8 protein-coding genes are annotated in these 15,090 nt (G+C 73.4%); 3 read left to right on the forward strand and 5 right to left on the reverse strand.

Annotated features, from left to right (window positions below; genetic code table 11):
• Positions 1-37 precede the first annotated feature (37 nt).
• Both JJJ15_RS10000 and JJJ15_RS10005 read right to left on the reverse strand, forming a co-directional pair.
• A complete protein-coding gene (locus JJJ15_RS10000) occupies positions 38-1,552 on the reverse strand; it encodes a 1,4-alpha-glucan branching protein (protein ID WP_200510636.1) in 1,515 nt (504 codons plus the stop codon).
• A 97-nt stretch (positions 1,553-1,649) separates the two neighbouring features.
• The gene (locus JJJ15_RS10005) at positions 1,650-3,761 is read right to left on the reverse strand and encodes an alpha-1,4-glucan--maltose-1-phosphate maltosyltransferase (protein ID WP_281433023.1); all 2,112 of its coding nucleotides are present in this window, start codon (positions 3,759-3,761) and stop codon (positions 1,650-1,652) included.
• Positions 3,762-3,900: 139 nt separating this feature from the next.
• Between JJJ15_RS10005 and JJJ15_RS10010 the strand changes: the two genes are divergently transcribed.
• The 3 genes from JJJ15_RS10010 (at position 3,901) to JJJ15_RS10020 (ending at position 9,062) form a co-directional block, all read left to right on the forward strand.
• On the forward strand, positions 3,901-5,913 hold the full coding sequence (locus JJJ15_RS10010; protein ID WP_200510638.1) for an ABC transporter ATP-binding protein: 2,013 nt from the start codon (positions 3,901-3,903) through the stop codon (positions 5,911-5,913).
• Positions 5,910-7,658: an ABC transporter ATP-binding protein gene (locus JJJ15_RS10015; protein ID WP_200510639.1), complete on the forward strand. Its 1,749-nt coding sequence runs from the start codon at positions 5,910-5,912 to the stop codon at positions 7,656-7,658. Before JJJ15_RS10010 ends, JJJ15_RS10015 begins: the two co-directional genes overlap by 4 nt.
• 123 nt (positions 7,659-7,781) lie before the next feature.
• A complete protein-coding gene (locus JJJ15_RS10020; protein ID WP_200510640.1) occupies positions 7,782-9,062 on the forward strand; it encodes an MFS transporter in 1,281 nt (426 codons plus the stop codon).
• Between the two features lie 591 nt (positions 9,063-9,653).
• Here the strand turns inward: JJJ15_RS10020 and trpS are convergent.
• The 3 genes from trpS to glgX all read right to left on the reverse strand — a co-directional run bounded on the left by trpS (position 9,654) and on the right by glgX (position 15,030).
• Complete coding sequence (trpS, locus tag JJJ15_RS10025) at positions 9,654-10,766, reverse strand: tryptophan--tRNA ligase (protein WP_200510641.1); 1,113 nt, start codon at positions 10,764-10,766, stop codon at positions 9,654-9,656.
• Positions 10,767-10,879: 113 nt separating this feature from the next.
• Positions 10,880-12,604, reverse strand: coding sequence for an alpha/beta hydrolase (locus JJJ15_RS10030; protein ID WP_106110516.1), 1,725 nt, complete (start codon positions 12,602-12,604; stop codon positions 10,880-10,882).
• A gap of 26 nt (positions 12,605-12,630) precedes the next feature.
• Positions 12,631-15,030, reverse strand: coding sequence for a glycogen debranching protein GlgX (gene glgX, locus JJJ15_RS10035; protein ID WP_106110517.1), 2,400 nt, complete (start codon positions 15,028-15,030; stop codon positions 12,631-12,633).
• Between the last annotated feature and the right edge of the window lie 60 nt (positions 15,031-15,090).

Consider the following 15,090-nt stretch of genomic DNA (forward strand, 5'->3'; position numbering starts at 1 on the left):
TTGGGGGGACTTTGTACTGGAAATCATCTTAAGGTGGTTATCCTCGCAGGCCAGCTCCCGTCAGGGCCTTCAGGCCCCGCCGGGGGATCGCGGACCAGTCCGGACGGTTGCGGGCCTCGTAGACCGCCTCGTACAGGGCCTTGTCCAGCTCCAGGGCGGCCAGGACGGTCTCGCCCTCCTCGCCCCCGGGCCCTTCGGAGGAGGACCGGTAGCCCGCCAGGAAGGCGGCGCGCACGGCGGGCAGCCAGGTGGGGTCGGGCGCCTTGCCGACGGCCGCGGCGTAGTCAAAGGAGCGCAGCATCCCGGCCACGTCCCGCAGGGGCTGGTCGGGCTCACGGCGCTGGGCCAGGGGGCGCAGGGGCTCGCCCTCGAAGTCCAGGACGTACCAGCGCCCCCGGGGCTCGCAGTAGAGCACCTGCCCCAGGTGGTCGTCGCCGTGCACCCGCGTGGAGGCCGGCAGGTGGTCCAGGGAGCCCAGGCGGGCGTAGAGGGCGTCCACAGCGGCCTGGAGGCCAGGTACCTCGGCGCCCAGGGAGGGGACCTCGGCCAGGGCCCACCGGGCCCGACGGCGCAGCTCCGCCTCCAGGGCGCGCGGGCTGACCGGCTCGTAGGTCCCCAGGGCCGACGCCAGGTGGGCGTGCATCTGGGCGGTGGTGGCACCCAGGTCCCGGGCCAGCGCCACGGCCCGCTCCCGCACCGGGGAGCCTGGGCCGTCGTCGCGCCCCGCCAGGGAGCAGAACAGGCTGAAGCCGTCAGTGGCCTGGTCCACCAGGACGCTGGCGACGGCGCCGTCCGCCGCCTCGGACGCCGCGTCCCTGGGCGCAGCGTCCTCGGACGCCGCGCCCCCGGGCCCAAGGGCCCCGGGGAGCTGGACGGTGGACCAGGCCACGGGCGCCGGGACACGGTCCCAGCCGTCGCGGGCCAGGGCGACGGAGACCTCGACGTCGGGGTTGCGACCGGGCGCCAGGACGCGGAAGAGCTTGATGATCAGGCCCTCCGTGGCCGCGTCCTGGCTACCGGCCCCCTGGTCGGGGCGGGACCGGGCGGGGGCGTCCCCGCCGTCCGGGGCCGGCAGGACCACGCTGGTGTTGGACTGCTCGCCCGTCAGCACCCGGACCCGCTCGGCGCGCCGGGCGATGGCCCGCACCCCGGCGGCGTCCAGCACGGTCCCGGCCCGTTCCACGTCCCGGGCCCAGGCCCGCCAGAAGGACGGGTGGTGCGGGCCGTCCACGAGGGCCGTCCCGTCCGGCAGGGCGAAGCCGGCCGCGCCGGGCGCCTCGCCCGCGCCGGTGAGGCGCTCCAGGGCCCCGGGGGAGTCCAGGACGAGGGGCACGTGCATGAGGACCGGGGAGTGGTCGGTGCGGGGCACGGCCACGACCAGGTCGCGCACCCCGGGGGCGAGGCGCGAGTCCGCCACCACGCGCAGCGCGGCGCCGTCGGGCGGCTGCTCGTCCTTGAGCGGGAACCAGCGGCGTTCGCTCATCCACGCCGCCAGGTGGGTCAGCAGGACCTGCTGCTCGGGCCAGGGCCCGGTCGGATCGGTGGGGGGCATTATTGCTCCTTGTCGTATCGGACGGATCGTATTGGAGAGGGCGGTCGGAATGAAAGCGCGGTCGGAGCGGGAGGGCGGGCGCCGGACCCCGCCCCGCTCACCGGGACTCGACCAGGGGCTCGACCCGGAAGACGTGGGCCACCCGCCCCGCGTAGGGGTCCAGGCGGACGTAGTTCTGTCCGGACCACTCAAAGACCTCGCCGGTCAGCTCGTCGGTCACGCGCAGCACCGGGCGGGAGCCGTCCACCCAGCCCGGCAGCCCCAGCTGCTCCAGGTTGAGGTAGACCTCGCCCTCCTGGGCCTGGTGCGGGTCCAGGTTCACCACCGTCAGGACCACGTCCTGCTTGCCGGTGGGGGAGAAGGCCGCGTCCACCCGCTTGGAGTAGGCGATGAGCTGGTCGTTGCTCGTGCCGTGGAACCACACGTCACGCAGCTGGCGCAGGGCCGGGTGGGCGGCGCGGGCGGCGTTGAGGCGGGTGAGCAGGATCTCAATGCCGTTGGTGCGGGCGGCGGCGAAGTCGCGCGGCTTGTACTCGTACTTCTCGTTGTCGATCTGCTCCTCGTAGCCCGGGCGCGGCGTGGACTCGGCCAGCTCGTAGCCGGAGTAGATGCCCCAGGTGGGGCTCATGGTCGCGGCCAGGACGGCCCGCAGCTTGAAGGCCGGCACCTTCCCGTTGGTCATGAAGGGAGTGAGGATGTCGTGGGTGGTGGGCCAGAACGCGGGGCGCAGCACGTGGGCGGTGTCCTGGGAGAGCTCGACCAGGTAGTCGGTGAGCTCCTGCTTGGTGTTGCGCCAGGCGAAGTAGGTGTAGGACTGGTGGAAGCCGATCTTGCCCAGGGTGCGCATCATGGCCGGGCGGGTGAAGGCCTCCGCCAGGAACAGGATCTCCGGGTTGGTGGAGCGCACCTCGCGGATGAGGCGCTGCCAGAAGGGCAGGGGCTTGGTGTGGGGGTTGTCCACCCGGAAGATCGTCACGCCGTGGGCGATCCAGGTGCGCACCACTCCCAGGATGGCCTGGTAGATCCCCTCGGGGTCGTTGTCGAAGTTCAGGGGGTAGATGTCCTGGTACTTCTTGGGCGGGTTCTCCGCGTAGGCGATGGAGCCGTCGGCCAGGACCGTGAACCACTCGGGGTGCTCGCTCACCCACGGGTGGTCCGGGGAGCACTGGAGGGCCAGGTCCAGGGCCACCTCCATGCCCAGCTCGCCGGCCCGGGCCACCAGGGCGTCAAAGTCCTCGAAGGTCCCCAGGTCCGGGTTAATGGCGTCGTGCCCGCCGTCCGCCGACCCGATGCCGTAGGGGGAGCCCGGGTCCCCGGGCAGGGCGTTCAGGGTGTTGTTGCGGCCCTTGCGGTTGGTGGTGCCGATCGGGGAGAGAGGGGTGAGGTAGAGCACGTCGAAGCCCATGGCGGCAATGCGGTCCAGGCGGGACGCCGCGGTGCGCAGCGTGCCCGAGTGCCACTGCCCGTCCTGGTGGGTGGCCCCCAGGGAGCGCGGGAAGATCTCGTACCAGGAGCCGGTCAGGGCCCGGGGGCGGTCCACCTGCAGCGGGTAGGCCGCCGAGGGGGAGACGTGGTCGCGCAGGGGCAGGCGGTCCAGGACGGCGGCGACGTCGTCGCTCAGGCCCGCCGCCAGGCGCTCGCGGGGGTCGCGGTCGTGGTCGCGCAGGATGGTGGCGGCCGACACCAGGGTCTCGACGTCCTCGGGGGCGCGGCCGGGCACGGCGGCGGCCCGCTCCATGACCAGGGCGCCCTCCTCCAGCATGAGCTCGACGTCCACGCCCGCGGGGACCTTGATCCCCGCGTCGTGGGACCACGTGGCGTAGGGGTCGGACCAGCCCTCCACCCGGAAGGACCAGGAGCCCGGCTCGTCGGCGGCCAGGCGGGCCTCGTAGCGGTCCAGGCCCAGGGCGATATCGTACATGCGGGCGCTGGGGCCGTCGGTGCCGTCAGGGCGCACCAGGACCGCGGTGGCGCCGAAGCGGTCGTGCCCCTCGCGGAAGACGGTGGCGCGGATGGGGATGACCTCCCCGGCCACCGCCTTGGCGGGCCAGCGGCCGTCCTCCACCACCGGGAAGACCTCGGTGACCGGGATCCGGCCGACGAAGGAGAACGGGGCGGGCTGCGGTGGCGCCTGGGGGTCGGCGGGTGGTGTCTGGGGGTCGGCGGGCTCGGAGGAACTGCTGTCGGGGGTCTGCGTGTGTCGGGTCACAGGACCAGGGTAAGGCATGAGGGTATCGTCAGCCACTTCGTGTGCGGCTGGCGGTGAAACTGGTCGCCCACCGGCGTGCCCCGGGCCTCGGGGCGGTCGTTACCCGCGCGTGTCGGCGCACCGACCTACCATGACGCCCGTGGACAGCAGCGAGACGGGTGGGATACGACCGGGCCCGACGGCGTCGATCCTGGTAGCACGCCACCCCCGACGCTGGCCGCGCATGCTGTCGGTCCCCCTCGGGCCGCCCCCGGAGCTGCCCACCGCCCCAGGTCGGCTCCTGGGCGCCGTCGTGCGGATGTCAGCGCGCAGCGTGGTGGCCACGGCACTGGCCACCGGCCTGGGCTACCTGTGCGGGGCCCTCATCCCCCTGGCCCTGGGCCACCTCCTGGACGCCGGGCTGGAGCGGGGGCTGGGGGCCCACCTGGCGGCCCCGCTGGCGGCCCTGGTAGGGCTGGCCCTGCTCAACACCCTGGCCGCCGCCGCGGTCCAGACCGCCGAGATCGCCTCCTGGGGGGCCGGGTACATGGCCTCGGCGCGCGCGGCCGCGCACCGGGTCAGCGAGCGCGGGCGGGCCGTCACCGCCGAGATCCCGGCCGGGGACGTGGTCACTACCGTCAACGACGACACTGACTACGTCGGCGCCCTGGTCAACCGCCTGGTCACCCTGGCCGCGGCGCTGGGCACCGTGACCGTGGTGGCGGTCATTATGCTGCGTACCGACCTGCGACTGGGTCTGCTGGTCCTCCTGGGCCTGCCGGCCTGCCTGGCGCTCCTGGCCTGGGTCGGCAGGCCCATCCACGCCCGCAGGTCCCTTCAGCGTGAGGAGCAGGGCAGGCTGTCCACCATTACCACCGACGCCGTCGCCGGCCTGCGCGTCCTGCGGGGCATTGGCGGGGAGGACGTCTACGCGCGCCGCTACACCGCCCAGTCCGCGGCCGTGCGCGACGCCGGGATCCGGGTGGCCGGCCCCCAGGCCCTCCTGGAGGGGCTGGGGGCCGGGGTCCCCGCCCTCTTCACCACCGTCGTGGTGGGGGCGTGCGCCCTCCAGGTCGTCTCCGGGCGCCTGAGCGTGGGCCAGCTCGTCACCTTCTACGGGTTCACCACCTACCTGGTGGACCCCCTCAACGTGGCCGTGGACCTCATTGTCATCGCCACCCGCTCCTGGGTGGGGGCCCGCAAGGTGGGACGCCTGCTGGCGGTCAGGCCCCTGGTGACCGACGCGCGCCTCACCGACCCGGTGCCCGTGCTCGACCCGCTGGGGGACCTGTGCGACCAGGTCACCGGGGTGACCCTGGCCGGTGGGTGCCTGACTGCCCTGGTGGGCCCCGACCCCGCCCTGGCGGCCGACCTCGCCGAGCGCCTGGGGCGCGGCGACGACGCTGCGGGCGCCGTGACCCTGGGCGGGGTGGACCTGCGGCGCGTCCCGGTGGACACAGTGCGGCGCACCGTCGTGGTCAGCGCCTCCCACGCCGAGCTCTTCGCCGGGAGCCTGGGTGAGGCGGTCCTGGGCGCCAGCGCGCAGCTGGCCGAGCCGGCCGGTGTCCCCGCCCTCCTGGCCGAGCAGGCGGGCCGGGACCAGCACGGCCAGGACTCCGTCGCCAGCGCCCCCCTGAGCCCCGCTCAGCGCTCGGCGGTCGGTGCCGCGCTGGAGGCCGCCGTGTGCGACGACGTCGTGGACTCCCTGGGATCGGTGGACGGCGCCCTGGCTGAGAGGGGGCGCAACCTCTCCGGCGGGCAGCGCCAGCGCGTGGCCCTGGCCCGGGCCCTGGCCACCCAGGCGCCCGTCCTGGTGCTGGTGGAGCCCACCAGCGCCCTGGATCCCCACACCGAGGACCTGGTGGCCCGCTCCCTGGCCGCCTGGCGCTCAGGGCGCACCACCGTGGTGGCCACCACCTCCCCGCTGGTGCTGGGGTACTGCGACGAGGTGGTGCTCCTGGAGGCGGTGCCCGACGGGGACGGGGAGCTGGGCGGGTGCCCCCGCCGGGTGCGCCTGGCCGCCCGCGGGACCCACCGCGCTCTGGTGGCCGGTCGGGCCGACTACCGTCGCGTCGTCCACCGCTCCCAGGGGACCGGCGAGGAGGGGACCGGCGAGGAGGGCCGGGGCGTCCCCGGCCCGCAGGCGCTCGCCGGCGGCGAGGAGGAGGCGTGAGCAGGCGCCTGCCCGTCGCTGGCTCCGCGGCGGTACGCCGCCGCTTCGGTGAGCTCGCCCGGGAGCACCGCAGGGTCCTGACCTGGGTGACCGTGGTGCAGGTGGTCTCCGCCCTGGCGGCCGTGGCGGTGCCGCGGGTCCTGGGCGCCCTGGTGGACATGGTCCGCTCCGGGGCGGGGCGTGCCGACGTCGCCCGGGTGGTCGTGGTGCTCGCCGTCCTGGCACTGGCCCACGCCCTGCTCGCCGGGGTGGGGGAGTACGGCGCGCGGGTGCTGGGGGAGCGGGTCTTCGCCTCCCTGCGTGAGCACCTGGTGTCCACCGTCATCCACCTGCCCCTGTCCGCCGTGGAGGACGCGGGCACCGGCGACCTGCTGGGGCGCACCACCCACGACCTGGGCCGCCTCCAGTACCTGGTGCAACGCGGCGTGTCCCAGATCCTCGTCATCGTGCTGACGGTCCTGAGCGTCTTCCTGGCGGCGGTGCTCACCTCCCCGCTGCTCAGCCCGGCCCTTCTCCTGCCCGCCCTCCTCCTGGTCCCCGTCCTGCGCTGGTACCTGCCCCGGGCGGTCCCCGCCTACCGGGCCGAGGGCGCCCTGTGGGCGGTCGTGGAGGCCACCGTGGCCGAGACCGCCGAGCAGGCCGTCACCGTGGACGCCCTGGGCCTGGGCAGGCTGCGCGCCAGGGTGTTCGACCACCGCCTGACCCAGGTGTGGTCCGTGGAGCGGTACACCATGTGGCTGCGGATCTGGATGATGGGCGCCGTCACCGCGGTCCTGCTCAGCCCGGTGGTGGCCGTGGTGGCCTGGGGCGCCTGGCTCATGGGACGGGGGCAGGCCACCCTGGGGGCCGTCACCACCCTGGCCCTCTACGCCTTCTCGTTGCGCGAGCCCCTGAGCCAGGCGACCTTCTGGCTCGACCTGGTGCAGTCCGCCGGCGCCGCCATGGCCCGCGTGGTGGGGGTGGACCTGGTGGAGCCGGACCGGCCCCCGGCGGTAGGGACCGGGGGGCAGGCGGTGGGGCAGGCCGTGCGCCTGCGTCATGTGCGCTACTCCTACGTGGCGGGCCACGAGGTGCTCCACGACGTCAGCCTGGACCTGGTCCCCGGTGAGCGCCTGGCGGTCGTGGGCCCCTCCGGGGCGGGCAAGTCCACGCTGGGGCGCATGCTCGCGGGCATCCACCCACCCACCTCGGGCTCGGTGAGCGTGGGGGGTACCGAGCTGACCGCCCTGAGCGAGGCCGACCTCCACCGACAGGTGGTCCTGGTCACCCAGGAGCACCACGTCTTTGCCGCCTCCCTGGCCGACAACCTCCGGCTCGCGCGGCCCGGGGCCACCGATGCCGAGCTGCGCCGGGCGCTGGACGCCGTCGGGGCCCTGGAGTGGGTGACGGGGCTGGGAGACGGGCTGGACACCGGCGTGGGCTCCGGGGGCCTGACCCTTACCCCCGGCCAGGCCCAGCAGGTGGCCCTGGCCCGGGTCGTGCTCATGGACCCCGCCATGGTGGTCCTGGACGAGGCCACCAGCCTCATGGACCCCGCCAGCGCCCAGGAGGCCGAGCACGTCCTGGACGCCGTCCTGCGGGGCCGGACCGTGGTGGCGATCGCCCACCGGCTGCGCACCGCCGCCGACGCCGACCGGGTGGCGGTGGTCATGGACGGACGGGTCGTGGAGCTGGGCAGCCACGACCAGCTGGTGGCCCTAGGCGGGCACTACGCCTCCCTGTGGCGCTCCTGGCAGTCAGGCTGAGCGCGAGCCCGACGATTGGGTTCTCCAGTGGCAGCGGGGCGGGTATTTTCTTCATGTTTCAGTATTATCTGCTGACACCTGTTCTGGTAGCCTGCATTGGGCACAAGGGAAGGGAACGGTATTGTGACCGATGACAAGCGGCAGCAGGCCGCATTGTCCCGTCTGGTGTGGCAGTCCCGGATGAGCATGCTTCTTGGCTGGGTCCTGTCTGCGGTAGGGAGTTCCCTAACAAAAGGATCCTCTCCGGCGCTGGTCGTGCTCTCCTCCCTGCCAGCGGCCTGGGTCGCCTTCTACTCCACCCTGGAGAACGTCGAGGACATGCTCTCCCCGCTCGCCGTGCGCCTCCTGGGAGGGCTCAGGCCGGGACGTGTCCTGGTGGCCTGCGAGGTGTACGACGTCGTCCTCCTGCTGGGGTCCCTGACCGCCTTCTCCTTAGGGGTCCCCATCGGTGGCGTGCTGGCCGCCTACCTCGTGGCCGCGTCCCCGCTCCCGCTCGTGCTCGATATCGTCGAGGAGATATACGGCGCCGAGATGGCGGAGTTCGACCCCGAGATGTCGTTCAGGTTCACCACGCACTTCTACTCCGTCTCCGCGCTCGTCAACAACGTGGTCTCGGTGCCCGTAGGGGTCGCCCTGACGTTCGTCTCGCCCGTACTGGTCCTGGTTGCCAACCTCGTCCTGTCCCTGATCGCCATTGCGCTGAGGTGCCTCGGGGCCCGTGCCGAGGAGAGGGCCGTCCTCCTGGGCGGTGAGGTGGAGCAGGACGCGCAGGACGAGGAGCTCTTCGCCTCGTCAACGGCTGCGCTGGCCTTTCTCCTGAGGCGGCCGGCGGTCTCTCCGCTGAGCGTCCTGGGGCGTTCATTCTGCGCCGCGCTGTCAGGCTCCTACGTCCTGATCTACGTCGGCACCGCGCACGGCCACGACTTCTACCTGTGGCTCATGGTCTGTACCGGCCTGGGCTCGGCCCTGGGGCCGCAGCTGGGCCGCAGGCTGAGGGCCGCCGTGGGGACCGCGACGACGCTCCGGGTACTGGCTGCCGCCAGTGCCGCGGCGTCCCTGGGGGCGGCACTCCTGCTTCCCGCCCGGAGCGGCCTCTACGCCGGCTGCCTCATGCTCGTGCTCGTCCAGACCGCGAGCTGGGCGCTGGTGACCTCCTTCGTGGGCGAGAGGCAGGTAATGCTCAAGGGGAAGCAGTTCCTGGACGCCACCACCTGGGCGCAGGCGGCCGGGGCCCTCGGGGGGATCCTGGGGAGCTGGTGCGCCCTCCTCCTCGCCGCGGACGAGGACCCGCGGCTGTCGCTCCTCGTCTGCACCGGCACCTTCCTCGCGCTGTACCTGTACCTCGGCCGCGCGAGCGGTTCGCCCGGGACGGACCAGTCCGACCAGTCCGCGGGGGCGCGGTAGGGAGCGCGGTAGGCGGGCGATGGCGCCCTGCCCACTGCCGCGCCCTGCCCGCGGTGCCGGGTGCCACGGGTTCCCCGGGTGCTGGCAGCGGGGCGCGGTCGTGCCTGGGCGGCGGGCCGGCTACCACGCGCGGCGGGCGACGGCGTCGGGCGGCCGCGGCGTCCCGAGCGGGGCCGTCGGGGCCCTGCCACCCCGTGGCCGCCCGTTCTCACGACGAACAAGTACCGTTCTCGCGACGAACAAGTACCGTTCTCACGGGCAATAAGTACCGTTCTCGCGAAAGAGGTGGCGCGCCGTCCGGCCCCCTGGCTCGGAGAAGGGGCGGGGCGGCACGCCTGAGTACAGCATAGGAACGTGTCACGGTCTTGTCACGGCGAGCGGGCCGTGATCTGTCCGTCGATCGGCGGATTGACATGCGGGTGGCTCCGACCTATAATATCGCCTCCCCGCTCCCGCCCTACCTGGGGGGTCGGACCGTGTCCCGGGCCCGGGCGGGGCCACCTTTCGGCCTGTCCCCGCTGCTGCACACCGACCGCCGTGTCTCGGGCGCGTGCGGGGCCGCCCCCGTCCACGCCCGGCCCGCCGACGGCCTCAGTAGCTCATGCCCATGGCGGTGCGCACGGCCTCCAGCGTCCGGTCGGCCACCTCGTTGGCGCGGGCGTTGCCGGCCCGGAGCACCTCGAGCAGGTGGCCCTCGTCGGCCGCCAGCTCGGCGCGCCGGGCGCGGATGGGGGCGAAGAACTCGTTGACCGCCTCGATGGTGAGCTTCTTGAGGGCGCCCGCCCCGCCGTCGCCGATCCTCTCGGCGACCTCCTGCGGCGTCCCGGCCCCGCACAGGGAGGCCAGCACGAGCAGGTTGGCCACCTCCGGGCGGGCGAGAGGGTCGTAGGTGATGTGCCGCTCGGAGTCCGTCTTGGCCTTCCTCAGGGCCCTGGCGGTCTCGTCGGCGCTCATGCGCAGCTCGATGGTGTTGCGGCGCGACTTGCTCATCTTCTCCCCGTCCAGGCCCAGCAGCAGGGGGGCCTCGCTCAGCAGCGCCTCGGGACGGCGGAAGACCGGGTGCTCCTTGACGGCCCGCCCGTAGCGCCTGTCAAAGCGCTGGGCGATCAGGCGCGCCTGCTCCAGGTGGGGCAGCTGGTCCTTGCCCACCGGCACCAGGTTGGCCTGGCAGAAGAGGATGTCGGCCGCCTGGTGGACCGGGTAGGTCAGCAGCAGCCCGCTCATGGCCCGCCCGTCGGTGGCCTCCAGCTCGGCCTTGACCGTGGGGTTGCGGTGCAGCTCGGCCTCGGTGACCAGGGACAGGAAGGGCAGCATGAGCTGGTTGGCCGCAGGCACCGCCGAGTGGGCGAAGACCGTGGAGCGGTCAGGGTCCACCCCCACGGCCAGGGTGTCGGCCACCAGGGACAGCACGCGCTCGCGGACGGGGCCCACGGCGTCACGGTCGGTAATGACCTGGTAGTCGGCCACCAGGATCCAGGTGTCCACCCCCGCGTCCTGGATCGTGGCCCAGGAGTGCATGGTGCCGAAGTAGTGGCCCAGGTGCATATTGCCGGTGGGGCGCACGCCGGTGAGCATCCGGTAGCGGCCGGGGTTGACGGCGATGTCCGCCTCGATCTGGGCGGACCGGGCGATCGAGCGGGCCAGGGAGGCGTCGTTGGTGGCGTTGGCCAGGGCCTCCTCGGCCGCGGAGGGGGTGTGTGTCATGGGCTCATCCTAGGGGTGCCGGTCCCGGCAGGCTGGGGCCGGTGGCGGCCGGGCGGGACCCGGCGGGGACCCGGCCGAAGGGGCCGCGCCTACCCGTCAGAGGGGCCGCGCCCCTACCCGTCGGCCGGCTCGGTGGCCGCCAGGGCGGCGTCGACCGCCTCCTGGTCGTGCGCGATGCGCTCGGCGGTGAAGGCGGGGTCGGCACCCACCAGGGCCAGGCCGGTGAGTACCTCCGTGCCGTAGTTGTGCCCGTGGCCGTGGGGGACGTCAGCGGCGCGCGCCAGGTCCATGCTCACCTGGAAGAAGGTGATGTAGGGCATCCACACCATGGAGGGGGAGCGGTCGGCGCCCGCGGGCTCCTGGAGCCAGTCCGGCTGGGTACGCACCAGGTCGGGCGACCACCACACCACCGGGTCGCTGGCGTGCTGTATGAACAGGATCCGTCTGCCCGTCCACGTGGGGTCCCCCACAAAGGAGCTGAGCTGGGCGCGGTCCTGGGCGAAGCGCACCGTCATCCCGGCGGAGTAGACCGGGTCCGCCTGGGTGGTGCCCGGGTCGCGCCGGGCCACCAGCTGGTCCCAGATCCGCGAGCTGCGGGGCGGGCCCACCCACAGCACGCCGTCCACGGACCCCACCAGGTCGGCGAGCCCGCCAAAGGCCGCCTCGCCGGCCACCACCCCCAGGGACTCGCCGTACAGCAGCAGCCTGGGGCGGTGGTCCTCCGGCAGGGTGCGCCACCAGGCCACGACGGCCTCCACCAGGGCCCGCCCGCTGGAGCGCGCGGTGTCCGGGTCGGCGATGAACTGCACCCAGCTGGGCAGGTAGGAGTACTGCGCCGCGGCGATGGCCGTGTCGCCGTCGTACAGGACCTCCAGGGACAGGGCGGCGGTGGGGTCCACCCAGCCCGTCCCCGTGGTGGGGGCGATCATGACCACCCGGCGGTCGGCGGCACCGGTACGCTCCAGCTCCTGCACCACCAGGGCCGCCCGGGCCTCGTCGGTGGGGGCGCTGGCCAGGCCCGCGTAGACGCGCACCGGCTCCCGGGCCGCCCGGCCGGTGACCGCCTCCAGCCCCGAGGCGTCCAGGCCCCGGCCCAGGAAGGCCCGCCCCTGGAACCCGACCGTCTCCCAGGCCACGGGCGATGCCGGGGAGCCGGAGCGCTCGGGGACCGTGGGCCGGGTGGCCAGGTCCGGCACGGAGGTGGCGTCAGGGCCGGAGAACAGCAGGTCGGCCCCCTGGGTGAGCACGCCGGGGACGGCCTGCAGGACCAGGGCGAGAATCAGGACCAGGGTGACCAGCCAGGCGGTCAGGGAGCGGACGACCACGGGCAGGCGCTGGGGCAGGCGGGCGCGCAGCCAGCCCTCCAGGTGCAGGAACCCCCGGCCGACCCACACCAGGGCCATCCACACCCCGAACCCCACCGGGAAGACCAGCAGGTAGGTCAGGGGCGAGTAGGCCCGTGAGCCGGTCAGGGCGGCGACCTGCCCCTGCCACCGCACCGCGAACAGCAGGACGACGTTGAGGGTCAGGACCACGATGCCGCTCAGCACCGCCTCCGCCCCCCGGCGCCACCGGCTCCACCTCGGGGTGGGGTACCAGCCGAAGGCGTGGGCCACGGCCAGGGCCAGCGTGCGGGCCCAGGCCCGCCAGCACCAGGCCAGGAAGGTGCCCAGCATGTAGCCCGTCCCCGCGCACAGGCCGCAGGCCAGGCCCTGGGTGGCCAGGTCGCGGGGGAGCAGCGAGGGCGTCAGGGCCAGGACGAAGAAGACGGCGCCCAGCACCAGGCCGACGGTGTCCGGGCGGAGCCGGTCCCACGTGCGTGTCAGGATGTCGCGCATGTCGTAAGCCAGGATGCAGGGCCGGCCTAGGCGTCAGCCAGCAGCCCCTCGGTCAGCAGCCCCTCAGCCAGCTCGTCCGACCCGCCCTGCCCCGCGGGCGCGGGGCGCATGACCAGGGTCTCCCCGGACAGGTAGATCCTCACCGACAGGGCGTCCAGGGTGGTGGTGTCCCCCGGCCGGTCCTGGCGGCAGATCATGGTGCCCTGGTGGGTGCGCTGGGCGCGCCCGGGGATACGCACCTCGGCCTGGGCGGCCGGGCCCCGCTCCACCCGGTGGGCCAGGGCGAAGGCGGAGGTGTGCGGGCGCGGCACCGCCCAGGTGGAGTCCCAGGTCAGGTGCCAGTCGGTGTTGTGCCCGTCAGGCAGGACGACGTCCACCTGGTCCAGGGAGCCGTTAATGACCACCAGGAGGTCGTTGTCGCCCCACCGGGTGCCCGAGCGCAGCATCTGGACCACGCGCGTGTAGGGGTCGTGCCAGGCGTTGGTGTCCATGAGGGTGGCGTTCGCCTTGAACCAGGACAGGTCCGGCAGGGTGTCCCCCGGCGGGACCGCCCCGGTGGCGAAGACGTCAGGGCGCAGGACCGGGTGCCTGTCGCGCAGGCGCAGCAGGAACCGGGTGGTGGCGGCCAGGCCCTTCTGCCAGGGCTCCAGGTTCCAGTTGTACCAGGAGATGGGGGAGTCCTGGCAGTAGGAGTTGTTGTTGCCGTCCTGGGTGCGGCCCATCTCGTCCCCGCCCAGGATCATGGGCGTCCCGGCGCTCACCAGGAGGGTGCCCAGCAGGTTGCGGGTGTTGCGACGTCGCAGCACCTCGATCGGGCCGCCGCCCAGGCCCTCGGGCAGGGGCCCCTCGAAGCCGTGGTTCCAGGAGCGGTTGTCGTCGGTGCCGTCCCGGTTGTCCTCCAGGTTGGCCAGGTTGTACTTGTGGTCGTAACAGGTCAGGTCCCGCAGCGTGAAGCCGTCGTGGGCGGTGACGAAGTTGACGCTCGCCAGCGGCCCGCGCCCACCGGGGTACTCCCCGTGGATGAACATGTCCGCACTCCCCGACAGCCGGGTGGCCAGGTCCCGCAGATCCGCCCCGGGGCGGCCCTTGGAGATCTCCGAGGCGTCAGAGAGCCAGAAGGAGCGCACCGTGCCGCGGTAGCGGTCGTTCCAGTCCTGGAAGGGCTCGGGGAACTCCCCGGTGCGCCAGCCGCCCGGGCCCACGTCCCAGGGCTCGGCAATGAGCTTGACCCCCGAGAGCACCGGGTCGGTGGCCATGGCGGTCAGCAGGGGGTGGCGGGAGGAGAACTCCGCGGCATTGCGCCCCAGGGTGGCCGCCAGGTCGAAGCGGAACCCGTCCACGCGCACGTCGCTGGCCCAGTAGCGCAGGGAGTCCAGGATGAGCTGGATCGCCCGCGTGGAGCGCACGTCCACGCTGTTGCCGGTGCCGGTGACGTCGAAGTAGGTGGCGGGCCGGTGGGGGGCGTGGAGGTAGTACTCCAGGTTGTCCAGGCCGCGCAGCGACAGGGACGGGCCGTCCACCCCGCCCTCGCAGGTGTGGTTGTAGACCACGTCCATGACCACCTCCAGGCCGGCCTCGTGGAGGATCGAGACCATGCCCCGCACCTCGTCCAGGACGGCCTGGGGGCCCGCCTCACGGGAGGCCACCGTGGCGTAGGAGGCCTCCGGGGCGAAGTAGCTCAGCGTGGAGTAGCCCCAGTAGTTGCGCATCCCCTTGGCCTGCAGGAAGGTCTCGGAGAAGGCCGCGTGGATGGGCAGGAGCTCAATGGTGGTGATGCCCAGGTCCTTGAGGTAGGCCACCGTGGCCGGGTGGGCCAGGCCCGCGTAGGTGCCTCGCAGGCTCTCAGGGACGTCGGGCAGGCCCAGGGTGAGCCCCTTGACGTGGGTCTCGTAGATGACGGTGCGCTCGCGGGGCACGCGCGGGCCGGGGACCACGGCGAAGGACGGCCCGGTGACCACGCCCAGGGCCATGTCCGGGGCCGAGTCCAGGGACGAGGGGGTCGGGGGGGAGCTGGTGGGACACAGGTTGGCGTCCACCTGGTGGGCGTAGAGGGAGGGGCCCAGCACGGGCTCACCGTCCAGGGCCCTGGCGTAGGGGTCCAGCAGGAGCTTACAGGGGTTGTACAGGAGCCCCTCGGAGGGGTTCCACTCCCCGTGGGCGCGGTAGCCGTAGCGCTGACCGGCCCCGATATCGGGCAGGTGGACGCCCCACAGCCCGCGTGCCGGGCCGTGCATGCCCACCCGGGTCTCGGCCACGATCGTGCCGTCCGTGTCCAGTGAGAACAGGCAGAGGTCTACCGCGGAGGCGTGGGGGGCCGCCACGACGAAGTCCGTGCCGTCCGCGGTCACGGTGGCGCCCAGGCGCGTGCGGTCAGTAGCGTCGCGCGGCGCACGCAACGCCGGTGTAACAAAGGACGAGTAGGACATGAGGCCTATTCTCGCTACGGCTTCAGGACGTCGCAACGCGAGGTGACGTGTACAGCTGTG

Origin of the sequence: Actinomyces sp. HMT897 (assembly GCF_016626125.1) — a bacterium.
Taxonomy (GTDB): Bacteria; Actinomycetota; Actinomycetes; order Actinomycetales; family Actinomycetaceae; genus Actinomyces.

Bases quoted from the DNA above. Each gene is read 5' to 3' on its own strand.
- JJJ15_RS10000 (WP_200510636.1), bottom strand. From the start codon at position 1,552: ATGCCCCCCACCGATCCGACCGGGCCCTGGCCCGAGCAGCAGGTCCTG.
- JJJ15_RS10030 (WP_106110516.1), bottom strand. From the start codon at position 12,604: ATGCGCGACATCCTGACACGCACGTGGGACCGGCTCCGCCCGGACACC.
- glgX (WP_106110517.1), bottom strand. From the start codon at position 15,030: ATGTCCTACTCGTCCTTTGTTACACCGGCGTTGCGTGCGCCGCGCGAC.
- trpS (WP_200510641.1), bottom strand. From the start codon at position 10,766: ATGACACACACCCCCTCCGCGGCCGAGGAGGCCCTGGCCAACGCCACC.